The sequence below is a fragment of the Azospirillum lipoferum genome (genome assembly GCF_024170005.1).
In the GTDB taxonomy this organism is placed as follows: Bacteria; Pseudomonadota; Alphaproteobacteria; order Azospirillales; family Azospirillaceae; genus Azospirillum; species Azospirillum lipoferum.
The window spans coordinates 16,183-39,990 of the sequence record NZ_JALJXJ010000023.1 but is presented as its reverse complement, the minus strand read 5'-3'; the positions used below and the strand labels follow the sequence as shown (position 1 = coordinate 39,990).

The following is a 23,808-nucleotide window of genomic DNA, read 5'->3' as shown; positions in this document are numbered from 1 at the left end:
GTGGTGGTAAAATCTTGCCCGGCAGGACAGAGCCCCGGACCGGAACCGGTTTCAGCGCGAAAGGACAAGCCATGACCGTCGCCAAGACCACGATCTGCCTCTGGTACGACAAGGACGCCGAAGCCGCCGCCCGCTTCTACGCCGCGACCTTCCCCGACAGCGCGGTGACCGCCGTCCACCACGCCCCCGCCGACTACCCGTCCGGCAAGGCGGGCGACGTTCTGACGGTCGAGTTCACCGTCGCCGGCCTCCCCTGCCTCGGCCTGAATGGCGGCCCGGCCTTCAAGCATAGCGAAGCCTTCTCGTTCCAGATCGCCACCGACGACCAGGAGGAGACCGACCGCTATTGGACCGCCATCGTCGGCAACGGCGGCCAGGAGAGCGCCTGCGGCTGGTGCAAGGACCGCTGGGGCATCTCCTGGCAGATCACGCCCCGCGTGCTGACGGATGCGCTGGCGGCGGGCGGGGAGGAGGCCAAGCGGGCCTTCGAGGCGATGATGGGGATGACGAAGATCGACGTGGCGGCAATTGAGGCGGCTCGGAGGGGGTGAGGGGCTTATGGGACACATCTGCACAATAGTACGATAGATTTCTGAAATACTAACCAAAGGCTGCACTAGTTGGCCATTTGTGAAGCGATATCCATCATTCTATGGCCTTCTCGATGTGACAGAATATGTTTGACATGAATTATCCCAGACGGGTAATATAATTTGTTTTTATTGATGATTTACCAGTTGATGGCCTTTTTCATCATGCTTTGGAGCCCAAGATTTTTTAGTTTTAGCGCAATCGTTGAGGATTGGTCGAGCGCACCTTTTCGATGGAGAGCATCATTGTAGACAACCCCTAGCAAAAGACAGACTTCCGGCACCGCAACGCCAATACTTTCAGCAAACTCAAGTTTTTTAGCAGTTCCATTGCAATTTAATAGAAACGTATCTTGGTTGGCCTGCTCTTGTATCTTCTCATAAGCACAGCGCTCGATCTGCACCCGAACGTAGGCGCACACTGCGAAGGGATCATAGCTTCCAATCCCTGTCACACACTTATCCCATTCACCTTTTAGAAAGTTATAGAATTCGTGACTTTTTCCATTTCGCTTCGGCAGCCCAAAATTAGCGTTAAAAATTTCTGACAAATCATATTCATTTGGATAATAGTGGAGGAAGTATCGAGATATTTCATTTGCCCAAATAGGATTATCTCTATCTGAAATCACCTTGCGCATCGTGTCCGTAACTTTTTGGGGCGTATTAGCAAGATAGATAGTTTGTTGCTTCTTGAGTGCGTATCCTTTGAAGTAAAGTGGATCTAAATGAGTAAGAAGGCAGATGTAAACTTCTCGACCTTCCTCTTTATAATAATCTATCATTTTGCTTAAGAAATATTGAGCGACAATTATATTCGCGTCATCCAGATAATCAAAAACTTCATCTATTACGAAAATGCATGGCTTTTTAGATGTCGTTTCGCGCGTTCGTAGCAAGTTACAACCAAAGTACAAAAGATCGCGTTGTCCGTTAGAGAGAGATGCGGCATCCGGGAAATTAATAATAACGCGCCCTCGAGTTTCTTTTACAGAGGCCGATACCCAAGCTCCATTTATATCACTGATAAAGTCCTTAATTGAGCGAATTCTCATCGAGTATATCGCATACTGAAGCCATTTTTTTAAATTTGATTTATCTGATTCATGCAAATCCATTAACTGGTAGCAGATTATAATATTATCAAGCCAGGAATTGCTTTGGATAGAATTGGAAACGATTTCGGAAATCAATTTGATATGCGGAGAACTATTTACACTTGCACCGAATCTTGTTTTTGCTACGGCGTTAATAGAAGCCTTCGTCCCGTTAGTATTTTTAACAAAATCAATTATTTCATTTAGCAAATCCAAGGATCTTTTTTGAGCCAATTTTCCAATATTTGAAAATGATTCAAACAAATTATTTTTCAAAATATCATTATCGCAACGATTGATGATATTGGGAACCACTTTCGAGTTTATACCGAAAAGCGACTTGTACTTTTCAATATCATAATTCAGGTTTTCTTTCTGAAATACTGGGCCTAAGTCTAGATCCGGTATTTCCATATAAGGTTTGGCAACGGTATACCCGTTTATTTTTGGCAGTTTTGCTTTTGGCTCGACATTTGATTTTACAACATGCACATCAAATTGTCTAGAAATATCATTTTTATTATCATCAGCTTCAAGAAGATGACCATTAAACTCTATTATGAGCTTTGATTTTGCAAATTCTTGTTGTTTATGCTTGTGTTTTTCGTCAACTTTTAAAGTATTTCCTCTCGCGCAATTAAAAGCCGTAGAGATGCTACTTTTCCCAAAGCCATTTGGAGCAACTAGGATGTTAGTGCAATTAGGCCGGAGAGAGATGTTTAGCGTCACATTCTCAAAGCCACGAATATTTTCAATGCAAATTTTGGAGATCGCCATAATTCACTCTTTGAAACATTGGAACGGACGAACAGAATATTCTGTTAACTAAATCTTAAGGCGATAAATCACATTCATGCCTCCGCAAAACGACTGCTGCCAAACCTTACCGTCAGAAACGTCGTTTGGCGACAGTCTTTTGCGCTTGTAGAAACGTCTACTTCTGGTACGCTCTTCTCATTCCACCCTCACATCATCCCGGATGCACGCTACCGAATGGACAGGCGCCACTTCCCGCAACTCCCGTTCCGCCGGCTTCACGCAGACGGGTAGCGCGAACGGACAACGGGTGCGGAAGACGTAGCCCGGACAGCGGGTTCATCGGGCTCGGCGCGTCGGGGGCCGGGTTGGGGGCGGCAGACAGCAGGGCCATGGTGTAGGGGGGCGGACGCTCGTAGAGGGAATCGTTCGGCGCGACCTCCATCAGGCGGCCGAGATCCATCACCGCCACCCGATCGCTGATGTAGCGCACCACCGCCAGATCAGGGGCGATGAACAGCACCGCCAGCCCCAGCTCGCGCTGCAGGTTGACCACCTGCGCCTGCACCGAGACGTCGAGCGCTGATACCGGCTCGCTCTCCACGATCAAGTCGGGCTCACCGCCCCTTCGCGCCCCAGCCCTCCCGCTTGGCGAAGACCCGGCTGACCTCGTCCATGTGCTCCGTGCCCCAGGAACAGAGCGGCACCAGCGCCTCGGCCAGGCTGTGGCCCAGCGGGGTCAGGCTGTAGTCCACCCGCGGGGGGATTTCCTTGTAGTCGGTCCGCTTCACCAGCCCGTCGCTTTCCAGTTCCTTGAGCTGCTGGATCAGCATCTTGTCGCTGACGTCGCGGATCGCCCGCCGGAGTTCGCCATAGCGGTAGGGGCCGCCCTGGGCCAGGAAATACAGGATCAGCGGCTTCCACTTGGCGGCGATGATCCGCAGCGTCGCGTCGAGGCCGCAGGTGAAGCCGGGCAGGGTCGGGGTGCAGGTCCCCTCCGGCGACGCGGTCTGCGGCGGCGGGGAGGGGACCGAAGGATCAGTCTTGGTTTTCGAGGCTGTCATTTTCCGGGCCGTCATTTTCTGGGGCACTTACAAAAAGGTGCATACTTGTCCATAGGTGGGTGGCTCGCCAGTTCAGTGCAACCTCAACCAGGGAGCACATCATGAGCAGGCTACAGGGCAAGACCGCGGTGGTGACCGGCGGCGGCAGCGGCATCGGCTTGGGTGCGGCCAAGCGCTTCATCGAGGAAGGGGCGTTCGTCTACCTCTTCGGCCGCAGGCAGGAGGCGCTCGACGCCGCCGTGGCGCGGCTGGGGGCTTCGGCGCGGGCGGTCAGGGGATCGGTCACCGACCTGTCCGACCTCGACCGGCTGTACGACACGGTGAAGGCCGAACGGGGCGGGCTCGACATCCTGTTCGCCAATGCCGGGACGGGATCGTTCGCGCCGCTCGGGCAGATCACGCCCGAGCATTACGACCAGATTTTCGGCGTCAATGTGAAGGGGCTGGTCTTCACGGTGCAGAAGGCCCTGCCGCTGATGAAGGCGGGGTCCTCGATCATCCTGACCGGGTCGAGCGCGGGGGTGATGGGGACGCCGCAATTCAGCATCTACAGCGCGACCAAGGCGGCGATCCGCAATCTGGCGCGCAGTTGGGCGCTGGACCTGCGCGGCACCGGCATCCGCGTCAACGTGCTGTCGCCCGGGCCGACCAGGACGGAGCTGGCGCTGGAGGTCGTGGGCGAGGAGGCCATGGACGCGCTCGGCAGCACCACGCCCATCGGCCGCATCGGCGACCCTTCGGAATCCGGCGCGGTGGCGGCGTTCCTGGCCTCCGCCGACAGCAGCTTCATGACCGGCGGCGAAGTCTTCGTCGACGGCGGGTTGGCGCAGGTCTGACGGCTTGAGCGTCTGACCGTCCGGGCGTGGGGGCTTCGACGACCGGGATCGACGCCCCCACCCCAATCATGCCCTGGTCGCCATCCCCGCCCCCACATCATCCCGGATGCACGCCACCGAATGCCCCGGTGCCACCTCGCGCAGCGTCCGGGCTTCCGGCTCCGCGCAGGCCGGCAGGGCGAAGGGGCAGCGGGTGCGGAAGACGCAGCCGGACGGCGGGTTCATCGGGCTCGGCACGTCGCCATCCAGCAGCATGCGGGTCTTCGGCGCGTCGGGGTCCGGGTCGGGGGCGGCCGACAGCAAGGCCATGGTGTAGGGGTGGCGCGGGCGCTCGTACAGGGAATCGCTCGGCGCGATCTCCATCAGGCGGCCGAGATACATCACCGCCACCCGGTCGCTGATGTAGCGCACCACCGCCAGATCATGGGCGATGAACAGCACCGCCAGCCCCAGCTCGCGCTGCAAGTCGCCCAGCAGGTTGACCACCTGCGCCTGCACCGAGACGTCGAGCGCCGAGACCGGCTCGTCCGCGACGATGAAGTCGGGTTCAACCGCGAGCGCGCGGGCGATGCCGATGCGCTGGCGCTGGCCGCCGGAGAATTCGTGCGGGAAGCGGTCCATGGCGTCGGCGGTCAGGCCGACCTTCTCCAGCAGCGCGGCGATCCGGTCGCGGCGGTCGGCGCGGGTGCCGATGTTGTGGATCACCAGCGCCTCGCCGATCACGTCGCGCACGCGCTGGCGCGGGTCGAGGCTGGCATAGGGGTCCTGGAAGACGATCTGCATGCGGCGGCGCTGCGCCCGCATCTCCGCCGTCGGCAGACCGATGATCTCCTGTCCGTTGAAGCGGATGGAGCCGCCGGTCGGCTCGATCAGCCGCAGGATGCTGCGCCCGGCGGTGGTCTTGCCCGATCCGGATTCGCCGACCAGCCCCAGCACCTCGCCGCGGTTCAGGTCGAAGGACAAATCGTCCACCGCCTTCACCCAGCCGACCGGCCGTTGCAGCAGCCCGCCGCGCACCGGAAAGCGCTTCTCCAGATTGCGGACGCTCAGCAGGGGCTGTTCGGTAGCAGTCACGGCACTCATTGCACGTCTCTCCAGCGGCGGCAGCGGGCGGAATGGTCGGGGCCGACCGGCTCCAGCACCGGCTCCGCGGCGAGGCAGGCGGGTTCGGCCAGCGCGCAGCGCGGGGCGAAGGTGCAGCCGGCCGGGCGGTTCACCGGGCTCGGCACGCTGCCGGGGATGGCGTACAGCCGGCCGCCGTCGCCGCGGCGCTGGCCCAGATGCGGCATGCAGGCCAGCAGCCCGCGGGTGTAGGGGTGCTTCGGCGATTTCAGCAGGGAGCGGACATCGCCCTCCTCGACGATGCGGCCGGCATACATCACCACCACCCGGTGCGCCACCTCCGCCACCACGCCCAGATTGTGGGTGATGAACAGGATCGAGGTGCCGGTCTCCTCCTGAAGCCGCCGCATCAGGTCGAGGATCTGCGCCTGGATGGTCACGTCCAGCGCGGTGGTCGGCTCGTCGGCGATCAGCAGGGTGGGGCGGCAGGCCAGCGCCATGGCGATCATCACGCGCTGGCGCATGCCGCCCGACATCTGGTGCGGATACTCGTCGAGCCGCCGCTCCGCCGCCGGGATGCCGACCTTCTTCAGCATGGCCAGCGCCTCCGCCCGCGCCGCCCGGCGGTCGAGCCCCTGGTGGTAGCGCAGCGCCTCGCCGATCTGATCGCCGACGGTGTAGACCGGGTTCAGCGAGGTCATCGGCTCCTGGAAGATCATGCCGATCTCGTTGCCGCGGACGCTGCGCATCGCCCGCTCGCTGAGGCGGGCGAGGTCGCGCACCTGCCCGTCGCGGCCGCGGAACAGGATCTCGCCGCCAGCGATGATGCCCGGCGGCGTCGGGATCAGCCGCATCGCCGACAGGCTGGTCACCGACTTGCCGCTGCCGGATTCGCCGACGACGGCCAGCGTCTCGTTGCGGCGCACGGCGAAGGACACGCCGTCCACCGCCTTCGACACGCCGGGATCGGCGGTGAAGTGGGTTTGCAGGTTGCGGATGTCGAGCGTGAGGTCAGCGTCCATGACGGGATCCCGGATCTGGAGTCAGCGGGTGCAGCCGCGCGCCGGCACCGGCCAGTCGCCGACGACCTCGCCGTTGCGGGTGATCGCCATGCGGTCGTGCAGGTTGGTCACCACGCAGACATGGTTGGGCAGAATGCGCACGCGGTCGCCGATCTCCGGCTTCGTTTCGCTCTTGCTGAGGTCGACCACCGCATGCTCCTCGTTGACGCGGACGATCACCGCGTCGGGGTAGTCGAGGATCAGGCCGTAGCCTTCGCCGACCGACGGGGCGACGCGGTCGCTCGACAGCGTTTTGCTGCCGCAATCCAGAACGGCGCGGTCGGGGGTGGGGCGGCTGACCACGGTGGCGTGGACATGCACGGCGCACTCGTCCAGCGTCGCCACCCCGGCGCCGACGGTGGCGCGGTCGTGGTAGATGTAGGTGCCGACGCGCAGCTCGGTCACGCCGGGAAGCTCGTGGGTGTCCCAGCAGCCGGGAGTGCCGCCGACCGACACCGTCTCCACTGCGATGCCGGCGCCGTCCAGCAGGGCGCGCGTCTCGGTGACGAAGGGCACGGTGCGGGGGCCGCGCGGATAGGTCATCAGGCCGCGGAAGCGGGTCAGCCCGTTGCCGGCGGCGCGGCGGGCCAGCGTCAGCACCTCGTCCGGGGTCTGCACGCCGCAGCGGCCGTCGCCGCTGTCGAACTCCACCAGGATGCCGATCTCGACGCCGGCCTGCGCGGCGGCTGCCGCCACGGTGTCGAGCGCCACGGCGTTGTCCAGCGCCACCGTCAGCTTGGTCTTGCCGGCCAGCTCGGCCAGCGGCGCCACCTTGGCGGCGCCGACGATGGGGTAGGTCAGCAGGATGTCGGCGCAGCCGGCCTCGGCCATCACCATCGCCTCGCTGATCTTCTGACAGGTGATGCCGACGGCGCCCAGCTCGATCTGGCGCAGCGCGAATTGGGGAAGCTTGTGGGTCTTGATGTGCGGGCGCAGCGCCAACCCGTGCCGGTCGCAGTATGCCTGCATCTTGGTCAGGTTATGCTCGACCCGGTCGAGGTCGATGACGGGGACGGGGGTGTCGAGTTCGTCGACGCGCATGGGACCGCTCCAAAGGCGAAGAGGGAAAGGGCCGACCCCGGCGGTGAAGCCGCGGGATCGGCCGTACGCATAGGATGTTACGCCGTCGGCAGGACGGCGATGCAGTCGATTTCGACCTGGATGTTGTTCAGCTGGCAGCCGATGGTGGTGCGGGCCGGCGGCTCGGTCGGGAAGAATTCCGAATAGAGCGCGTTGTATTCCTGGAAGCGGCCGAGGTCGCTGAGGTAGCTGTTGACCTTCACCACATGGGCGAGGTCGGTGCCGGCGGCCTTCAGGATGATCTCCAGGTTGCGCAGGGTCTGACGCACCTCGCCGGCGAAATCCTCGGGCAGCGCGCCGGTCTCCGGATGGTGCGGCCCCTGGCCCGACACATAGACGAAGCCGTTCGCGACGATGGCGTGGCTGTACTGGCCGGCGGGCTTCGCACCCTTTTCGGCGAAGATCGGCTTGCGGTTGGTCATCGGGTCCTCACTGGTTTTGAAACTCGGTGTCTTGATGGGTCAGGCGCGGGCCAGGGCCTTGCCCGGACGCGCGCCGGTATGCCCGCCGTCCCGCAGGACGAACTGTCCGGCGACGAGCACGTCGGTGATGCCGTGGGGCGGGCGCGTCGGATCCTGGAAGGTCGCGCGGTCCGCCACGTTGGCGGTGAACAGGGTCAGATCGGCCACCATGCCCGGCCGGACCAGCCCGCGGTCGGACAGGCCGAAGCGCTGCGCCGGGACGGCGGTCATGTGACGCACGGTATCCTCCAGTCCCAGCCCGCCTTCGCCCTTGATGGCGCGGGCGAGATAGCGCGGGAAGCTGCCGAAGGCGCGCGGGTGCGGCTTGCCGGTCTCGCGCGGCAGCCCGTCCGACCCCAGCATGTGCAGCGGGTGCGACAGCGCGGTGTCCAGATCGGCCTCGGCCAGCTGGAACATGACGATGTTGGTGCGGCCGCGGTCGGCGCGGATCAGGCGGACCAGCGTGTCGAAGGGCGATTCTTTTGCGACTTCGGCAATTTCGGTCAGAGACAGCCCTTCCAGAGTGCGCAGGTCCGGCTCTCCGACGCCGCCGATGCGGACATTCTCCCAGCCGATCAGGCGGATCTTGGATTCCCAACCGGCGTCGTTTGGCGCCTCACCGTCCTCCACCGCGCGGCGCAGCGCCGCCAGCCCGTCGGGATCGGCCATCCGCGCCAGCAGAGCCTCCACCCCGCCGGCCAGCGCCGAGGGCGGCAGCAGTTGCAGGATGGTGCTGGAGCCGGCCGGGTAGGGGTACATGTCGAAACTGACGTCGGTGCCGCCCTTGCGGGCGATCTCCAACCGCTCCACCGCCCGCGGCAGGCTGCCCCAATAGGGCCGCCCGGCCGCTTGCAGGTGGGAGAGCAGACCGCTCGCCCCGCCCGCCTTCAGCAGATCGAGGAACTCGTCCACCGAGGCGATCAGCCCGCCCTCGTAGGAGCGGACATGGGCGGTCAGCAGGGCGCCATGCTCCGCCACCACCTCCGCCAGCCGCACCAGTTCGGCGCGGTCGGCCCAGGCGCTCGGCGGATAGACGAGGCCGAGCGACAGGCCGTGCGCGCCCTGGCGAAGCTGGTCGGCCAGCAGGGCCGCCATCGCCTCGCGCTCCGGCGCGGTGGCGGCACGGTTCTGCCAGCCCATGACGGCGAGGCGGAGAGCGGCGTGGCCGACCAGCGAGACGAGGTTGATGGCGGTGCCGCGCCCGTCGAGCGCCGCCCGGTAGCCGGCGAAATCGGCGAAGGTCTCCTGATCGGACACCGTGCCCAGCAGATTGCCGAAATGCTCGCGCAAGGGGCCGCTGCTGTCGGGGCTCTGTGGGTAGAGGCCGAAGGAGCAGTTGCCGACCACCACGGTGGTGACGCCCTGCGCCACCTTCTCCGGCCGGCCGGGCTGGCGCAGCTGGATCAAATCGTCGTGGCAATGGGCGTCGATGAAGCCGGGAGCCAGGAAGCGACCCTGCGCCTCCAGCGGTTCGGCGTCGGGTGCGTCCAGCATCGGGCCGACGGCGGCGATGCGTCCGCGCTCCACCAGCACGTCGGCGGGGAACCAGGGGGCGCCGGTGCCGTCGATGACGCGGGCGCCCTTGATGAGGAGGGATGCACTCATCTCGTTTGGCCTTCTGGTCATTTGGCCTTCTGGAGCCGGGGGTCGAGCGCGTCGCGCAGCCCGTCGCCGACGATCTGGAGCGACAGCACGGTCAGGACGATGGCGCAGCCGGGGAACAGGATCAGCCAGTCGGCCTGCTGGAAATACTGCTGGGCGCTGGCGATCATGTTGCCCCAGGTCGGGGTGGTCGGCGGCACGCCGACGCCGAGGAAGGACAGCGCCGCCTCCGTCAGGATGGCGTAGGCGAAGATGAAGGTGGCCTGCACCAGGATCGGCGACATCAGGTTGGGCAGGATGTGCAGGAAGACGATGCGCGGGGTCGACGCGCCGAGCGCCGTCGCCGCCTCGATGAACGGCATCTCGCGCACCACGAGGCAGGCGGCGCGCACAACGCGGGCGACGCGCGGCGTATAGACGATGCCGAGCGCCAGCACGACGTTGTAGAGCGACGGCCCCAGCGCCGCCATGAAGGCGATGGCGAGCAGGATGTCCGGGAAGGCCATCAGCGCGTCGGTCAGCCGCATCAGCACGCCGTCGAGCGGCCGGATATAGCCGGCGGCCAGCCCCAGCAGCGTGCCGAGCAGCGTCGCCACCACCACGACCAGCAGGCCGACCAGCAGCGACAGCCGGGCGCCCAGCATCACGCGGGACAGCACGTCGCGGCCATATTCGTCGGTGCCGAACCAGTGGGCGGCGGTCGGCGGCTTCAGCCGGCCGAGGATGTCCATCTTCATCGGGTTGAAGGGAGTGATCCACGGCGCCAGCAGCGCCACCGCCAGGATCGCCAGCATGACCAGGAAGGACAGCACCACCAGCCGGCGGCGGAACAGCTGGCGCAGCAGCAGGGCGGCCGGCGACCGGCTGTTCCCGGCCTTTGCGGAAGAGGGAAGGGGAACGGCGCCGTGACCGGCGGGGACGCTTGCCATGGAAACCCTCCCTCTCAATAACGGACCCGCGGATCGACCACGGCGTAGAGCAGGTCGACCGTCAGGTTGATCAGCACATAGATGGCGGACACCACCAGCAGGGCACCCTGGATCACCGGATAGTCGCGGCGCAGCACGGCCGAGACGATCAGGTTGCCGACGCCGGGCAGACCGAACACGGTTTCCGTCACGATGGCGCCGGCGATCATCACCGCGGTGGTCAGGCCGATCACCGTCAGGATCGGGATCATCGCGTTGCGCAGCGCATGCTTCAGCACGACGACCAGCGGCGGCAGCCCCTTGGCCCGCGCGGTGCGGACGTAATCGTGGCTCATCACGTCCAGCATGCTGGTGCGGGTGAAGCGCAGGATCAGCGCCGAGTTGGGGATGCCGAGGGCGATGGCCGGCAGCACCAGATGGCGCATCCGCTCGATCAGGTCGGCATCGGGCGGACCGTAGCCGGCGACCGGGAACCAGGCATGGTCGACCGCCAGATACTTGATCAGCGTCAGGCCGATCCAGAAGCTGGGAATGCTGGCCGCCAGCATGGCGAGCCCGACCGCGGTCTGGTCGACCAGTCCGCCGCGCTTGGCCGCCGAAAGGATGCCGACCGGCACGCCGATCAGCATGGCGATGCCCACCGACATCATGGTCAGCAGCCCGGTCAGCTCCGACCGTTCGGCCAGCGCCTGCGCCACCGGACGGTTGAGGAAGATGGACTCGCCCAAGTCGAAGCGGACGATCTGCCCGAGATAGAGCAGGAACTGCGTCAGCAGCGGTTCGTCGAGCCCGAGCCGGCCGCGCAGCGCCGCGATGTCCTCCGGCGTGGCGGAGGACCCCAGCATGACGGCGGCAGGATCGCCCGGCACGACGCGGGCGATCAAAAAGACCACCATGGCGACGAGCAGCATGACGACCATCATGCCGGCGAACCGGCGGACGATGTAAACGAGCATGGTTGCGGTCCCGTAAGCAATCCCCTCTCCCCCCCGGGGAGAGGGTTAGGGTGAGGGGGACGCGCGGCGAGGATTTACAAGAATTGAGACGCTCTGATCGGCCCCCAATCCACCCAATGCATCCCCCTCACCCCGACCCTCTCCCCGGGGGGAGAGGGGGTATTCGGGAGAGGGGGACTCCCTCAGCCCTTCAGGTCGGTGTTCCAGAAGAACGGCCAGGGCGTCGGGGTGTAGCCGGTCAGCTTGTCGCTGCTGGCGGCGAGGTTGTAGAACTCGCCGACCTTGATGCTCGGCACCTCGCTGTAGAACAGCGACTGCAAGGTCACCCACTTGGCCTTGCGGGCGGCCGGGTCCATCTCGCGGTTGAAGGCGGCCAGCGCCTCGCGCTTGGCCGGGCTGTCCCACCAGCCGGGATAGCTCGGGTTCAGCACCGTGATCAGCGACGGTTCCGGCACGAAGGTGTGGTAGGTGAAGAAGGCGTCCCACCCCTTGTCGTCGCCCCGGCGCTGCAACAGGGTCGCCCAGTCCAGCACCTGAAGATCGACCTTGAAGCCGGCGAGTTCGAGCTGGGCCTGCGCCACCATGCTCATCTTGTACAGGAACTCGTACTGCACCGAGGTCATGATGCGGATCGGCTCGCCCTTGTAGCCGGCGGCCTTCAGCAACTCCGCTGCCTTGCCGGACGCATGGTCGGCGTAGGGCTTGGCGCTGGCCGCGTCGTAATAGGGCGTGCCCTGGGCGTAGATCGACCCCTCCGCCTGGACGAATTCGGGGTCGCCGAAGCCGGCCAGCAGCATGTCGTTCGGCTCCAGCGCCGCCAGGACCGCCTGACGGACCTTCGGGTTCGCCATCACGCCGGTTTTGGTATTCATGATCATCAGCGGGAAGCCGAAGGGCTTGACGATCACGGGCTTGACGCCGGCCGCGCCCTTGATGCGCGGCAGGGTTTCCGCCGGCAGGCTGTCGGCGAACTGGTACTGGCCGGCCAGCACGCCCGACACACGGGTGGCGGCATTCGGCACCGGGACGAAGCGCACCTCGCCGATGTTGGCCTTGCGGCTGCCGGCATAGCCGCTGGGCGTGCCGGCGGGGGAGGCGTAGCCGTCGTGGCGCACCAGCCGGATATACTGGTCGGGCTTGTGCTCCAACAGCTTGTAGGGGCCGGTGCCGATGAGCGACTTCAGGGCGCCCGGCCCGTCGATCACCGATTTCGGCACGATGGCCGCCGCACCGTTGTTCATCGCCAGCAGGGCGGTCAGCGGCGCGAAGGGCTCCTTCAGCGCGATGACGACGGCGTCCGCACCCTTGGCGGCGATGCTCTCCACAAGCGGGGCGACGGTCTTGCCGCGCGGCGAGGCCTTGGTCCAGTGATCCAGCGAGGCGACCACGTCGTCCGCCGTGACGGTGCTGCCGTCATGGAAGGTGACGCCGCTGCGCAACGGGATGGTGTAGGTCTTGCCGTCCGCCGACACCTGCGGCAGGGCCGACGCCACCAGCGGGGCCAGCTTCCAGTCGCCGTCGAAGGTGAACAGCGTCTCGAACATGTGCTGGGTGATGATGCTGACGAGGTCGGAGGTGGTGCCGACCGGGTCCAGCGTCGGCGGCTCGCCGATGGTGGCGACCGTGACCACCGAAGCGCCACCCTGCTGGGCCTGTGCCGGGGTAGTCCAAGTTCCCAAAATGCCAGTCGAAAGTCCGCCGGCGGCCAGCGTCGTGCCAAGGGCGGTGTTGAACAGACGTCGCGTGATCCCTGTCATTTCTGCCTCCCGAACCGTTTGTCCGAAATATCGGACGTCGGTCTTGTATTCCAGACAAGCGAACGGTATATCGGACAAAGACCGCTGGCAAGCCGAAAATCCGCGTGGTAATCGGTGGTGCGACGACCAAGGAGCGTGGATCAGATGACGGGCGATGGCGTGGCGGAGAAGCAGGTTACGGAAAAGTCGACGGGCCGTGCCCGCGGCATCGACCGCGTCATCGCGCTGATGGAGCATCTGCACGACCGGCGCGCGCCCACGCGCATCGCCGACATCGCCCGCGACACCGGCACCCCACGCTCCACCATGTACGAGCTGGTCAACACGCTGGTCGAGGCGCGCTGGCTGGAGCTGCGCGACGGCGACGGCACGGTCTATTTCGGGCCGGCGATGCATTACTACGGCAGCGATTACCTCGACAGTGTCGACCTGATCCGCAAGGCGCGGGTGGAGGTCGCCCACATCGCCGAGACGGTGGGGGAAACCGCGCAGTTCTGCACGCTGGACGGCGACAAGTATCTGGTCGTGCTGAATGAGCCCGGTCGGCGCATGTTCCGCATCAGCTCCGAGATCGGCATCAAGGTGCCGATCCCCTGGACGGCGTCGGGCCGGCTGCTGGTCGACCACATGGACGCGGACGAAATCCGGCGCTTCATCCCGTCCGACGATTTCACCTTGCCCGATGGCCGCCGCATCGCCGAGGACGAGTTCCTGGAGGACATGCGCCGCGCCCGCACCCAGGGATATGTCCGCACCACGGCGCTGGTCGACCGTTTCACCACCTGCCTTGCCGCCCCGGTCCGCGATCCGGCCGGCCGCTGCATCGCCACCATCTGCTTCGTCGTTCCCGCCGACACGACGGAAGAGGCGCAGCAGGTGATGATCGACACGCTGAAGGCCAGCGCGGAGCGGCTGTCGCCGGGACGTTGACCCAGCCTTCCCAACCATTGTCGCCAACTATTGTCGTTTGACGAAGCCGCACCACATGTCTTAAATGGGGCCAGACAGCGGCCAGTAATAGCGCTGCGAAAGCCCCATAATCCCCGATAGAGCGCTGCGAAACGTAAATCTGCCTTAAGACTTGGCTTCATCGCTGTGTTTCGCAGCGCTATGCTGCAATGCGAAATGACAAGAACAGCGATGCGATGTCTCCGCTTTTGCGCATGCGGGATCGTGTCAATATCTTCCTCAACAGGCCGCAACACCGGCCGCCGGAATTCAAAACCCGATACCGAAGGAAGACCGCCATGACCTCGTATGATGTCGAATCCGCCAAGTTCGCCGCCAAGTTCGCCATTGCCCGCATCGTTTTCGGCGCCATCCTGTTCGCCGCCGTCGCCGCTGTCGCCCACATGAACCCGAACGCCATCTTGGCCGCCGACGAGGCCCAGGCCGCCGTTGCCCTGGAAATGGTCAAGACCATGCCGGTCGCGGTCGCCGACGCCGCCCGCTGAGGGCGTCTTTGCTGCTGAAGGCCGGGCCGGTGGCGCAACGTTGACGGCTTGCCCCTGTTTGCTGGGACTGTTCCCCGGCTGACGAGGAGGCGCCGATGCCGAGCACCCCCGACCCCGCAAACGGCCAGACGGCCGACCGGCAATCCGATGATCGCCAGTTTGGTGATCGCCGTTCCGGTCAGGCCCAGGTGCCCAAACCGCCGTCCCGCGCGGAGGTCGAAGAGATCAGCCGCTCCCAGGAGTATCTGACCGACGACTGGACCGGCGACGGCGGCAATCCGCAGGGCGACAAGCAGAACTTGCGGCAGGGCGGCTGACGCTGCCACGCTGACCGGACGTTTCAAATCCACCGATCAGGCTGGAAGCCGGAGGGATCCGACGGCTTGCCGGCCTGTTCGGCTGTGCCGATGACACGATCCGGACCCGAACGGCGTACATCCTCCGCCCTCAGGCTTAAGCTGTCTGAGAGATGGACGAAACCGGGAACTTGCCATCCACCCCGCTGTCGAAGGAAGTCCCCCTTCCCGAGCCGGAGAGACAGGGATGCGCAACTTCCTCACCACCCTGCTGCTTGCGACCGTGCTGCTTCCCGCCGGCGCGAAGGCACAAGCCGCCGCCGACGCCATCGACGCCGCCACCGCCGCCGTCTGCCAGCCGGGCGATACGGGCTGCGCACGCTTCGTCGGCGACGAGAAGGGGGCCGTGCCGAAGCGGGGTGGTGCCAAGCAGCCGGTGATGATCGGCGCGTCGGTCTTCATGCTGACCCCCTGGCAGGCCGAGCGGGAGCGCCGCTGCCTGGCGCTGGCCGGCTGGGCCGAGGCGCGCGGGGAGGGGGCGGACGCCATGGCCGCCGTCATGTGGGTGGTCGCCAACCGGGCGGCCTCGGCCGACCAGCCGTCGCTGCCCTGCCGCGTCGTCGTCGCCTCAGGCCAGTTCGAACCCTTCGCGGTGGAACCTGTCGAGCCGAAGAACCGGCAGAAGGCCAAGGCGGCGAAGTCGAAGGGAAAGCCGAAACGGACGGCGGCAGAGCAGGCGGCGCTCGCGGCCGATCCCCGCACCGAGAACAAGCGCATCCTGGCGGAGATCCGCCGGCAGGCCGCGGTCATCCGGGCGGGCGGCATGCCGTCCTGGCCGAAGCTGCGCCTCGTTCCCGACCAGGAGGCGCTGCGCGTCGCGCGGGGGCTGGCCTGGAACCTGAACGACGACGACATGCCCGATCCGACCGCCCGCGCCTCGCTGTTCTACAGCCCGCCGGCCCAGGCCGCCCTTCGCCGCCAGAAGCCAGACTGGGCGGAGGCGCGGCTGCTGACCACCTCCATCGGCGGCCATTCCTTCTACCGCTACCCGACGCCGCCCGAGGAGCGGACCATCGCCACCCTGGTGGCGGAGATCGGGGAATAACAGTTGGAAACCGAAGGATTTCGCGAGATCCGGCGGAGTGTCGCCGAGTAAGCCTTGTTCATCCGGTAAATACCGAACCTACCGTACCAGCCTGAAATTGCGGATAGATCTCCGGCATTTTCCATGATGCGGAAAGGCCGACGTCGAATTGCTGTAGATCAATCGGTCTCGTCTGCCGATCTCCTAGGCTGTCCTGGTTCAACGACATCAAAGGGAGAGAAACGATGAAGGCAATCGATCTGATGACGCCGCGGGTCATCACCATCGCTCCGGACGCGACCGTCGCCGATGCCGCCCGAAAGATGCTGGAGAGCAACATCAGCGGCATGCCCGTGGTCGATGCGACCGGCAAGGTGGTGGGGATCATCAGCGAGGGCGACCTGCTGCGCCGGGTGGAGCTGGGGACGGAGCGCCATCGCTCCTGGTGGCTCGGGCTGGTGTCTGGCGGCACCCTGCCGGCGGAGGACTTCATCAAGTCCCACGCCCGCAAGGTCGCCGACGTCATGACCAGCCACGTCACCACGGTGGACGAGAACGCCACGCCCGAAGAGGTCGTGCGGGTGATGGAGACGCGGCGGATCAAGCGCCTGCCGGTGGTTCGCCAGGGTGCCCTGGTCGGCATCATCAGCCGCGCCAACCTGCTGCGCGCGCTGGCCAGCGTGTCGCCGGAGACCCCGGCCGCGGCACCCGACGACCGCGCCCTGAAGGAACGGGTGACCGCCGCCGTCAAGGAGCTGTCGTGGGATTCCCGTTCGCACGACGCCATCATCGTCCGCAACGGCGTCGTCCAGCTCTGGGGCTTCGTCAGCAGCGGGTCGCAGCGTGACGCCCTGCGCGTGGCGGCGGAAGGCGTTCCCGGCGTGAAGGCGGTGGAGAACAACATCCAGGTCGTCGACCCGGCGGAAAGCGGCGCCTGGGGGCTCTGACCTGGATGTCGGGGGACCGGAATATCAGGCCGGGGAAGACGCGCGATCAGATCTTCCCCGGCAGCCGCGCCCCGATCAGGTGGGTCGCCTGCGCCCCATATTCATAGACGGCTTCCTGCACGGCCCGGCCCGACACCGGTTCGGGTGTGGTGCTGGGCAGCGGCATCTCCGCCTCCGGCAGCTTGCCGGTGATGTGCTCGGCCAGGCAGCGGCCGAGCACCGTGCCGGGGGCGATGCCGCGGCCGTTGTAGCCGCTGAAGCCGATGACGTTGCGGTCCAGGCGGTGGAAGCGCGGCAGGTTGTCCTTGGTCATGCCGATCTGGCCGTACCATTCGGATTCGAACCGCACCGGGCCGAGCTGCGGGAACAGGGCCGCCAGCGAGCGCTGCGCCCAGGCCCGGTGTACCGCCGTCCCGGTCCCGCGCAACGCGCCGACGCTGCCGAACACCAGCCGGCCCAGGCGGTCGAAACGGTAGGAACTCAGCACCGACTTGGTGTCCCACACGCCCTGGCGTTCCGGCAGGATCGCCCGCTGCATGGCGTCGGACAGCGGTTCCGTCGCCAGATTGAAGTAGGGCAGATGGACCTGTTCGGTGCGCAGTTGCACCCAGGGGCCGATGCTGTAGGCGTCGGTGGCGACCACCACCCAGTCGGCGGTGACCGAGCCGTCGGGCGTCTTCACCTGCCACTTCCCGCCGGTCCGGCTCGCCGCCTGAACGGGGCTGCCGGTGAAGATGCGGGCACCGGCGGCGATCGCCGCCGTCGCCAGCCCGCGGGCATAGGCCAGCGGCTGGATGGTGCCGGCGCGCAGATCCAGCAGTGAGCCGGTGTAGGCGGTGGTGCCGACCTTCTCCGCCGTTTCCCTGGCGTCCAGCAGGCGCACCGGCGCACCGCGCTTCTGCCAGATCGCCGCCCGCTGTTCCAGCTCGCGCAGGCCCGCCGGGCCGACGCCGCAATGGAGCGTGCCGGCGCGCTCGTCCTCACAGGCGATGCCGTGTTTGGTGATCAGGTCGAAGACGGCGCGCGGCGCGTTGCCCAGCAGCTCGATCAGCCGCTCGCCATAGACCGGCCCCAGGGTGCTGACCAGCTGGTCGGGCATCACCCACATGCCGGCATTGACCAGCCCGACATTGCGTCCGGCGCCGCCGAAACCGATCTCCACCGCCTCGACCACCACGGCGCTGACGCCGCTTTCGGCCAGATGCAGCGCCGCGGACAGGCCGGTGTAGCCGGCGCCGACGATCACCACGTCGGCCTGGACACTGCCGCTCAGCGGGGCGGTCGCCGGTGCCGCCGGTGCGGTGCGTTCCCAAAGCCCGTGCGACCGCGGATCGTTCAGCATCCCCTGTGGTCCTTTTCGCGTCTGTTTTCTACGCCAGTCATTCCCTGGACGAAAGATTGACTTGCCTACCCCCTTTGACCAAATGATGTTTGCTCAACCAGTCATTCCATGGTGGAATGAGTTGTCCTGAGACTGAGATGCAGAGCCCGCGCCGCTTCCTTCCCTCCCTGGCCCTGCTGTCCGCCTTCGAGGCGGCGGCCCGTACCGGCAGCATCACCGCTGCGGCCAAGGAGCTGTCGCTGACCCAGAGTGCCGTCAGCCGGCAGATCAAGGCGCTGGAGGAGTTGCTGGAGGTCGAGCTGTTCCACCGCGAACGGCAGACCATCCGCCTGACCGCCGGCGGCGAGTATTACGTGCGCGAGGTCCGCGACGCCCTGCGCAGGATCAGCACCGCCTCGCTGAACCTGCGCGCCAACCCCTTCGGCGGCACGCTCAGCATCGCCATCCTGCCGACCTTCGGCACGCGCTGGCTGGCGCCGCGCCTGCCGACCTTCCTGGCCGGCAATCCCGGCATCACCATCAATCTGGTGACGCGGATGGCGCCCTTCGATTTCCGGCTGGACCCGGTGGATGCGGCGATCCATTTCGGCCGGCCGGAATGGCCGGGCGGGGAGATGGCGCTGCTGCGCCGGGAGACCGTCATCCCCGCCTGCAGCCGGAGCTTGCGCGACCGTTTCGCTTTCCGCCAGCCGGCCGACCTGCGCCTCGCCCCGCTGCTGCATCTGACCAGCCGTCCCGACGCGTGGGAACGCTGGCTCACCCTGCACGACACGCCCGCCGACGGCGTGCACGGCATGCTGTTCGACCAGTTCGCCACGGCCTCCCAGGCGGCCATCGCCGGGCTGGGCGTCGCCCTGCTGCCGCTGTTCCTGATCGAGGAGGAATTGCGGTCGGGACAACTGGTGCCGGCGCTCGATCTGCCGATGGAGAGCGAGAATGCCTATTACGTCGTCTGGCCGTCGGAGCGGGCAGGCTATCCGCCGCTGGCCGCCTTCCGCGACTGGATCCTGGCGGAGACGGCGGACTGCCGTTGATCCGCAGGGTCATGAGCTTTCCTCATGAAGTCGGGAAAAACAATCGCAATCCAGCGCCGTAAATCGTTGCTATAGCTGAGGCTTGGAAGGGACCGCGCCGGTCCGGCAAGCCAATGCGAGCGAGATTTGGAATGAGCGTCCAGACGATCACCAGCCCCGATGCGATCCGCACCCTGTTCTCCACCGCCATGTCGGAGATGTATCGGACCGAGGTGCCGGCCTATCAGACGCTGGTCGAGCTGGTCGAAGAGGTGAACGCCGCGGTGCTGGCCGCCGATCCGGCCGAGCGTCATCGCCTGGAGGCCGCCGGCGGCCTCGCCCGCATCACGGAGGAGCGCCACGGCGCCATCCGCCTCGGCACCGCGCAGGAGCTGTCGACCATGCGTCGGCTGTTCGCGGTGATGGGCATGCAGCCGGTCGGCTATTACGACCTGTCGGAGGCCGGCGTTCCCGTCCATTCCACCGCCTTCCGTCCGGTGGACGAGGAGGCGCTGAGCCGCAACCCCTTCCGCGTCTTCACCTCCCTGCTGCGGCTCGACCTGATCGCCGACGAAGCGTTGCGTCAGGAGGCGGAGCGGGTGCTGGCCGCGCGCAGCATCTTCACCCCCGGCTGCATCGCCCTGATCGAAAAGGCCGAGGTCGACGGCGGGCTGATTGATGAGGATGCGGCCCGCTTCGTCGCCGAGGCGCTGGAGACCTTCCGCTGGCACAGCAAGGCCAACGTGCCGCTGGACCTGTACAACCGGCTGCACGACGCCCACCGGCTGATCGCCGACGTGGTGTCCTTCAAGGGGCCGCACATCAACCACCTGACGCCGCGCACGCTGGACATTGACGTGGTCCAGCGCCTGATGCCGGAAAAGGGCATCGCGCCGAAGGCGGTGGTCGAAGGCCCGCCGACCCGCCGCTGCCCGATCCTGCTGCGCCAGACCTCCTTCAAGGCGCTGAGCGAGCCGGTCGATTTCCGTGATGGCGACAGCTGGCGCGCTGGTGTCCACACCGCCCGTTTCGGCGAGATCGAGCAGCGCGGCATCGCCCTGACGCCGAAGGGCCGGGCGCTCTACGACACCCTCTTGCAGGACTCCCGCCGTCTCGTCGCCCCGGCGGCTGATGGCTCCAACGCCGCGCAGTATATGTCCGCGCTCGTGGAGGTGTTCGCCCCCTTCCCCGACAGCTGGGACGAGATCCGCCGCCAGGGGCTGGGCTACTTCACCTATTCCCTGACCGAAGCCGGCCGCCGCACTCCGCCGGCACCGGGCGCCGACCTGGATGCGCTGATCGAAAGCGGGTTGGTCCGCTTCGATCCGGTGGTCTACGAGGATTTCCTGCCGGTCAGCGCCGCCGGCATCTTCCAGTCCAACCTGGGCGACGATGCCCAACAGGACTTCACCGCCAGCCCGAACCAGCAGCGTTTCGAAGCCGATCTCGGTGCGCCGGTGCTGAACCCGTTCGATCTCTATGCCGAGATCGAGCGGGCCTCCATCGCCGCCTGTCTCGCGGCGAAATAAGTCAGGCTTGCAAGGCGGTGGGGCGGAAGGCACCCGCCGCCAGCCAATCCTCGAACGCCCTGGGCGCCAGCGGCCGGGAAATCAGATAGCCCTGGCCGAAGTCGCAGCCATGCAGGCGCAGCCAGTCATAGGCCTCCGCCGTCTCCACCCCTTCGGCGATGACCAGATATCCCAGGTCGTGGGCGAGGTCGATGGTCGAGCGGACCATGATCTGGTCGCTGCGCTCCGCCGCAATGGAACGGATGAAGCGCTGGTCGATCTTCACCGCCGTCGCTGGGATGTCCTTCAGATAGGACAGGGCGCTCTGCCCGGTGCCGAAATCGTCGATCTCGACCGCGATGCCCAGGCCGCGCAGCTGGAGAAGCTGGCGGTCGACCTCCGCCCGGTCGGTCATCAGGGCACTTTCCGTCACCTCGAAATCGATCCAGTCCGCCCGCACGCCGTGGCGGTCCAGCAGCGCCTCCACCCGGTCGGCGAAGTCACCGCTGCCGAGATCGAGCATCGAGATGTTGATCGACACCGGCAGGGCGATGCCGCGCCGGTGCCAGTGCGATACCTGCTTCAGCACCGCGCCGATCACCCATTCGGTCAGCGGGCGCACCAGCGCCGTGCGTTCGGCCAGCGGCACGAATTCGGCCGGTGAGATCGGCCCCAGCTCCGGATGGGTCCAGCGCAGAAGCGCTTCCGCACCGATGCAGCGGTCGGTGCGCAGGTCGACCTTGGGCTGATAGGCGACGTGAAGCTGGTCCGAACCGGCCATCGCCTCGGTCAGGCTGCGCAGCAGCAGGAAGGCACGGTGGGCGGCGCGGTCCTGCTCCTCGTCATAGGCGCACCAGGGCTTCTGTTCCTCCAGCGACTGGTGGGCGGCGCTGGTGGCGGCGCGCAGCAGTTCCACGCTTCCCGCCGGGATGTCCGACCGGCGGACGAAGCCGATGCCGGTGGAGGTGGCGATCGGCACGCCCTGATACTGGAACGGGCTGCGGATCGCCGCAGCGATGCGGTCGAGCGTGGCAACCAGATCTTCGCCGACGGGCAGGATGCAGGCGAAGCGGGCCGGCGACACATGGTAGAGCCTCGTGTGGCCCGGCAGGCAGGCGGCAATGCGGCGGGCGCAATCGGTCTCGAACGCGTCGGCGCAGACCTGCCCCAGCACCCGGGTCAGTTCGGCATATTGCTGGGACGCCGCGGCATCGATCACCACTGCCACCCCTGGCGCTACTCCCGGCGCCGTCCCCGGCACCGCGGCCGGATCGTCGGACAAGGCATCGGCATCGGCCAGGAAGCGGAAGCGGTTCGACAGCGAGGTGACCGGATGCAGATAGCCAACCGCGCGCCGTGCCTCGATATGCGCCATCACCATCGCCGACAGGTCGCGCAGCGCCTCCTCCTCCTCCGGCGTCAGGGCGGGGCGCGGCTGGTCGTCGATCACGCAGATGGTGCCGAGCGTCAGCCCGTCGGCCGTGCGCAGCGGGGCGCCGGCATAGAAGCGGATGTTGGGATCACCGGTCACCAGCGGGTTGCCGGCGAAGCGTTCATCCTGCCTGGCGTCGCCGACCACCAGCAGGGTGTCGGAGTCCAGCGCATGGGCGCAGAAGGCGTGCTCGCGTGGCGTTTCCCGCACCGGCAGCCCGACCCGCGACTTGAACCACTGGCGGTCGCGGTCGACCAGCGAGATGAGCGCCACCGGCACCTTCAGCAGCTTGGCGGCCAGACGGGTGATCTGGTCGAAGGCCGGCTCCGCCGGGGTGTCGAGCAGCTCGAACCGCTGGAGCGCCGCAAGCCGGTCCTCCTCGCGGGCCGGGATCGGCGGCTGAGCCTTTGCCGGCATCGCCTTTGCGGACGTCATCGGAGTCGTCATCCTGTTTGGGGTACTATCGTCTTTAAGCAATTCCGGCACCGATCCTGCCGCCATGTTCGTCGGAGAACCAATGAAAATGGTGCAATGCGGTATGGAGACAACTGCCAGGGTTCAAGCTTGCCGTTTCCCGTCCTGCGATCTCCCGATCGCCGCCAGCGCCGTCACGGTCAGTTGGGCCAGCACCATGCGGTCGACCATGCCGAAGCTGCGCGGCACGGTGTCGATCAGGCAGACGGAGCCGAGCGCCAGCCCCTCCCGGTTGATGATCGGCGCGCCGGCATAAAAGCGGATGTGCGGCTCGCCCAGCACCAGCGGGTTGTCCTGGAACCGCGGGTCGCGGGTGGCATCCTCCACCACCATCGGCAGGCTCTGGTCGATGGTGAAGCGGCAGAAGGCGATGTCGCGCGGGGTTTCCTGCACGGTCAGGCCGCGGCGTGCCTTGAACCACTGGCGCTCGGCGTCCAGCAGCGACACCAGCGCGATGGGCACGCGGAAATGGTCGCAGGCCCAGGACACCAGATCGTCGAAGGCGGGCTCCGGCTCGCTGTCCAGCAACCCGGTGCGCCGCAAGGCCTCCAGCCGTAACGGCTCGTCATCGACCGGAACGGCGGCGCGGCCGATGGTCTGCGGGATGGTCCCGCCTGCGGTGGCTTCCTTGAGAACTGTCATGGATTGGACTCCGCGGTCAGGCTGACTGGCTGTTTGGCGGTTCGGTGACGACAAAGTTCTGCCAGGAGGGAAATAATGTGTCTGACCATTTGAAACGATGATTGCGGTGACTTGAAGCTGGATACCTTCCTTCTACGCGTGGGATGGAGTTTGGATTTGCCGGCTTCCATTTTATTTTTGAAAGCATGGCCATATCGGCCGTCATGATCGTCCGATGGAGCGGCGCCGGTCCGGCTTCATGGTTCCCGGCGCCGTCCCGGCCCCAACCATCCACCTTCGGCATGGCTGTTCTGCGGAGGCTTCGACCGGCTTTCCGCCATTCCGGTGCAACGCAACGGGGGTTTGTGGTGTTTCGCGCTGGGGAG

23 protein-coding genes are annotated in these 23,808 nt (G+C 65.7%); 9 read left to right on the top strand and 14 right to left on the bottom strand.

Annotation, left to right across the window (positions count from 1 at the left end):
* The first annotated feature begins 71 nt into the window (after positions 1-71).
* Positions 72-551 carry a VOC family protein gene (locus J2848_RS33185; protein WP_149235069.1) on the top strand — a complete coding sequence of 160 codons (480 nt, stop codon included), beginning with the start codon at positions 72-74 and terminating at the stop codon, positions 549-551.
* 179 nt (positions 552-730) lie between these two features.
* Here J2848_RS33185 and J2848_RS33180 read toward each other — a convergent pair whose 3' ends face one another.
* The 3 genes from J2848_RS33180 to J2848_RS33170 all read right to left on the bottom strand — a co-directional run bounded on the left by J2848_RS33180 (position 731) and on the right by J2848_RS33170 (position 3,507).
* Positions 731-2,464, bottom strand: a complete 1,734-nt coding sequence (locus tag J2848_RS33180) for an AAA family ATPase (protein ID WP_149235070.1) — start codon at positions 2,462-2,464, stop codon at positions 731-733.
* A gap of 193 nt (positions 2,465-2,657) precedes the next feature.
* Entirely contained in the window at positions 2,658-3,053 is a 396-nt protein-coding gene (locus tag J2848_RS33175) for an ABC transporter ATP-binding protein (protein WP_211103334.1), read from the bottom strand.
* A gap of 7 nt (positions 3,054-3,060) precedes the next feature.
* Positions 3,061-3,507, bottom strand: a complete 447-nt coding sequence (locus J2848_RS33170) for a winged helix-turn-helix transcriptional regulator (protein WP_149235071.1) — start codon at positions 3,505-3,507, stop codon at positions 3,061-3,063.
* Between the two features lie 101 nt (positions 3,508-3,608).
* On the opposite strand from J2848_RS33170, the gene J2848_RS33165 reads away from it, so the two are divergent.
* Positions 3,609-4,343 carry an SDR family NAD(P)-dependent oxidoreductase gene (locus J2848_RS33165; RefSeq protein WP_149235072.1) on the top strand — a complete coding sequence of 245 codons (735 nt, stop codon included), beginning with the start codon at positions 3,609-3,611 and terminating at the stop codon, positions 4,341-4,343.
* Between the two features lie 66 nt (positions 4,344-4,409).
* On the opposite strand, the gene J2848_RS33160 is transcribed toward J2848_RS33165, so the two are convergent.
* The 8 genes from J2848_RS33160 to J2848_RS33125 form a co-directional block, all read right to left on the bottom strand.
* Positions 4,410-5,426, bottom strand: a complete 1,017-nt coding sequence (locus tag J2848_RS33160; RefSeq protein WP_149235073.1) for an ABC transporter ATP-binding protein — start codon at positions 5,424-5,426, stop codon at positions 4,410-4,412.
* A complete protein-coding gene (locus J2848_RS33155) occupies positions 5,423-6,427 on the bottom strand; it encodes an ABC transporter ATP-binding protein (RefSeq protein ID WP_149235074.1) in 1,005 nt (334 codons plus the stop codon). Before J2848_RS33155 ends, J2848_RS33160 begins: the two co-directional genes overlap by 4 nt.
* A 21-nt stretch (positions 6,428-6,448) precedes the next feature.
* Positions 6,449-7,507 carry an alanine racemase gene (locus tag J2848_RS33150; protein WP_149235075.1) on the bottom strand — a complete coding sequence of 353 codons (1,059 nt, stop codon included), beginning with the start codon at positions 7,505-7,507 and terminating at the stop codon, positions 6,449-6,451.
* Between the two features lie 77 nt (positions 7,508-7,584).
* Positions 7,585-7,968, bottom strand: a complete 384-nt coding sequence (locus J2848_RS33145; protein ID WP_149224340.1) for a RidA family protein — start codon at positions 7,966-7,968, stop codon at positions 7,585-7,587.
* A gap of 39 nt (positions 7,969-8,007) precedes the next feature.
* A complete protein-coding gene (locus J2848_RS33140) occupies positions 8,008-9,612 on the bottom strand; it encodes an N-acyl-D-amino-acid deacylase family protein (RefSeq protein WP_149235076.1) in 1,605 nt (534 codons plus the stop codon).
* A gap of 17 nt (positions 9,613-9,629) precedes the next feature.
* A complete protein-coding gene (locus tag J2848_RS33135) occupies positions 9,630-10,538 on the bottom strand; it encodes an ABC transporter permease (RefSeq protein ID WP_211103335.1) in 909 nt (302 codons plus the stop codon).
* Between the two features lie 14 nt (positions 10,539-10,552).
* Positions 10,553-11,494, bottom strand: coding sequence for an ABC transporter permease (locus J2848_RS33130; RefSeq protein WP_149235077.1), 942 nt, complete (start codon positions 11,492-11,494; stop codon positions 10,553-10,555).
* 182 nt (positions 11,495-11,676) lie between these two features.
* A complete protein-coding gene (locus J2848_RS33125; protein ID WP_149235078.1) occupies positions 11,677-13,251 on the bottom strand; it encodes an ABC transporter substrate-binding protein in 1,575 nt (524 codons plus the stop codon).
* A gap of 144 nt (positions 13,252-13,395) precedes the next feature.
* On the opposite strand from J2848_RS33125, the gene J2848_RS33120 reads away from it, so the two are divergent.
* The 5 genes from J2848_RS33120 to J2848_RS33100 all read left to right on the top strand — a co-directional run bounded on the left by J2848_RS33120 (position 13,396) and on the right by J2848_RS33100 (position 17,032).
* Positions 13,396-14,181, top strand: a complete 786-nt coding sequence (locus tag J2848_RS33120; protein WP_149235079.1) for an IclR family transcriptional regulator — start codon at positions 13,396-13,398, stop codon at positions 14,179-14,181.
* Positions 14,182-14,498: 317 nt separating this feature from the next.
* Positions 14,499-14,705 carry a hypothetical protein gene (locus tag J2848_RS33115; RefSeq protein ID WP_149235080.1) on the top strand — a complete coding sequence of 69 codons (207 nt, stop codon included), beginning with the start codon at positions 14,499-14,501 and terminating at the stop codon, positions 14,703-14,705.
* 95 nt (positions 14,706-14,800) lie between these two features.
* Positions 14,801-15,022 (top strand): hypothetical protein, encoded by a 222-nt coding sequence (locus J2848_RS33110; protein ID WP_149235081.1) that lies wholly within the window; start codon positions 14,801-14,803, stop codon positions 15,020-15,022.
* 226 nt (positions 15,023-15,248) lie between these two features.
* Positions 15,249-16,106 carry a cell wall hydrolase gene (locus tag J2848_RS33105; RefSeq protein ID WP_149235082.1) on the top strand — a complete coding sequence of 286 codons (858 nt, stop codon included), beginning with the start codon at positions 15,249-15,251 and terminating at the stop codon, positions 16,104-16,106.
* Between the two features lie 224 nt (positions 16,107-16,330).
* Positions 16,331-17,032: a CBS domain-containing protein gene (locus J2848_RS33100; RefSeq protein WP_149235083.1), complete on the top strand. Its 702-nt coding sequence runs from the start codon at positions 16,331-16,333 to the stop codon at positions 17,030-17,032.
* Between the two features lie 46 nt (positions 17,033-17,078).
* On the opposite strand, the gene J2848_RS33095 is transcribed toward J2848_RS33100, so the two are convergent.
* Positions 17,079-18,374 carry an NAD(P)/FAD-dependent oxidoreductase gene (locus J2848_RS33095; protein ID WP_149235084.1) on the bottom strand — a complete coding sequence of 432 codons (1,296 nt, stop codon included), beginning with the start codon at positions 18,372-18,374 and terminating at the stop codon, positions 17,079-17,081.
* Positions 18,375-18,511: 137 nt separating this feature from the next.
* Here J2848_RS33095 and J2848_RS33090 point away from each other — a divergent pair, with 137 nt between their 5' ends.
* On the top strand, positions 18,512-19,408 hold the full coding sequence (locus J2848_RS33090; RefSeq protein WP_149235085.1) for a LysR family transcriptional regulator: 897 nt from the start codon (positions 18,512-18,514) through the stop codon (positions 19,406-19,408).
* A 131-nt stretch (positions 19,409-19,539) separates the two neighbouring features.
* A complete protein-coding gene (gene hglS, locus J2848_RS33085; protein WP_149235086.1) occupies positions 19,540-20,916 on the top strand; it encodes a 2-oxoadipate dioxygenase/decarboxylase HglS in 1,377 nt (458 codons plus the stop codon).
* Position 20,917: 1 nt separating this feature from the next.
* On the opposite strand, the gene J2848_RS33080 is transcribed toward hglS, so the two are convergent.
* Positions 20,918-22,762 (bottom strand): sensor domain-containing phosphodiesterase, encoded by a 1,845-nt coding sequence (locus J2848_RS33080; RefSeq protein ID WP_246194419.1) that lies wholly within the window; start codon positions 22,760-22,762, stop codon positions 20,918-20,920.
* Between the two features lie 123 nt (positions 22,763-22,885).
* Positions 22,886-23,443, bottom strand: a complete 558-nt coding sequence (locus J2848_RS33075; RefSeq protein ID WP_149235088.1) for a GAF domain-containing protein — start codon at positions 23,441-23,443, stop codon at positions 22,886-22,888.
* Between the last annotated feature and the right edge of the window lie 365 nt (positions 23,444-23,808).

Excerpts from the sequence above, each read along its gene's own strand:
- J2848_RS33185 (WP_149235069.1), top strand. The coding sequence starts at position 72 with ATGACCGTCGCCAAGACCACGATCTGCCTCTGGTACGACAAGGACGCC.
- J2848_RS33180 (WP_149235070.1), bottom strand. The coding sequence starts at position 2,464 with ATGGCGATCTCCAAAATTTGCATTGAAAATATTCGTGGCTTTGAGAAT.
- J2848_RS33170 (WP_149235071.1), bottom strand. The coding sequence starts at position 3,507 with ATGACAGCCTCGAAAACCAAGACTGATCCTTCGGTCCCCTCCCCGCCG.
- J2848_RS33165 (WP_149235072.1), top strand. The coding sequence starts at position 3,609 with ATGAGCAGGCTACAGGGCAAGACCGCGGTGGTGACCGGCGGCGGCAGC.
- J2848_RS33160 (WP_149235073.1), bottom strand. The coding sequence starts at position 5,426 with ATGAGTGCCGTGACTGCTACCGAACAGCCCCTGCTGAGCGTCCGCAAT.
- J2848_RS33155 (WP_149235074.1), bottom strand. The coding sequence starts at position 6,427 with ATGGACGCTGACCTCACGCTCGACATCCGCAACCTGCAAACCCACTTC.
- J2848_RS33150 (WP_149235075.1), bottom strand. The coding sequence starts at position 7,507 with ATGCGCGTCGACGAACTCGACACCCCCGTCCCCGTCATCGACCTCGAC.
- J2848_RS33145 (WP_149224340.1), bottom strand. The coding sequence starts at position 7,968 with ATGACCAACCGCAAGCCGATCTTCGCCGAAAAGGGTGCGAAGCCCGCC.
- J2848_RS33140 (WP_149235076.1), bottom strand. The coding sequence starts at position 9,612 with ATGAGTGCATCCCTCCTCATCAAGGGCGCCCGCGTCATCGACGGCACC.
- J2848_RS33135 (WP_211103335.1), bottom strand. The coding sequence starts at position 10,538 with ATGGCAAGCGTCCCCGCCGGTCACGGCGCCGTTCCCCTTCCCTCTTCC.
- J2848_RS33130 (WP_149235077.1), bottom strand. The coding sequence starts at position 11,494 with ATGCTCGTTTACATCGTCCGCCGGTTCGCCGGCATGATGGTCGTCATG.
- J2848_RS33125 (WP_149235078.1), bottom strand. The coding sequence starts at position 13,251 with ATGACAGGGATCACGCGACGTCTGTTCAACACCGCCCTTGGCACGACG.
- J2848_RS33120 (WP_149235079.1), top strand. The coding sequence starts at position 13,396 with ATGACGGGCGATGGCGTGGCGGAGAAGCAGGTTACGGAAAAGTCGACG.
- J2848_RS33115 (WP_149235080.1), top strand. The coding sequence starts at position 14,499 with ATGACCTCGTATGATGTCGAATCCGCCAAGTTCGCCGCCAAGTTCGCC.
- J2848_RS33110 (WP_149235081.1), top strand. The coding sequence starts at position 14,801 with ATGCCGAGCACCCCCGACCCCGCAAACGGCCAGACGGCCGACCGGCAA.
- J2848_RS33105 (WP_149235082.1), top strand. The coding sequence starts at position 15,249 with ATGCGCAACTTCCTCACCACCCTGCTGCTTGCGACCGTGCTGCTTCCC.
- J2848_RS33100 (WP_149235083.1), top strand. The coding sequence starts at position 16,331 with ATGAAGGCAATCGATCTGATGACGCCGCGGGTCATCACCATCGCTCCG.
- J2848_RS33095 (WP_149235084.1), bottom strand. The coding sequence starts at position 18,374 with ATGCTGAACGATCCGCGGTCGCACGGGCTTTGGGAACGCACCGCACCG.
- J2848_RS33090 (WP_149235085.1), top strand. The coding sequence starts at position 18,512 with ATGCAGAGCCCGCGCCGCTTCCTTCCCTCCCTGGCCCTGCTGTCCGCC.
- hglS (WP_149235086.1), top strand. The coding sequence starts at position 19,540 with ATGAGCGTCCAGACGATCACCAGCCCCGATGCGATCCGCACCCTGTTC.
- J2848_RS33080 (WP_246194419.1), bottom strand. The coding sequence starts at position 22,762 with ATGACGTCCGCAAAGGCGATGCCGGCAAAGGCTCAGCCGCCGATCCCG.
- J2848_RS33075 (WP_149235088.1), bottom strand. The coding sequence starts at position 23,443 with ATGACAGTTCTCAAGGAAGCCACCGCAGGCGGGACCATCCCGCAGACC.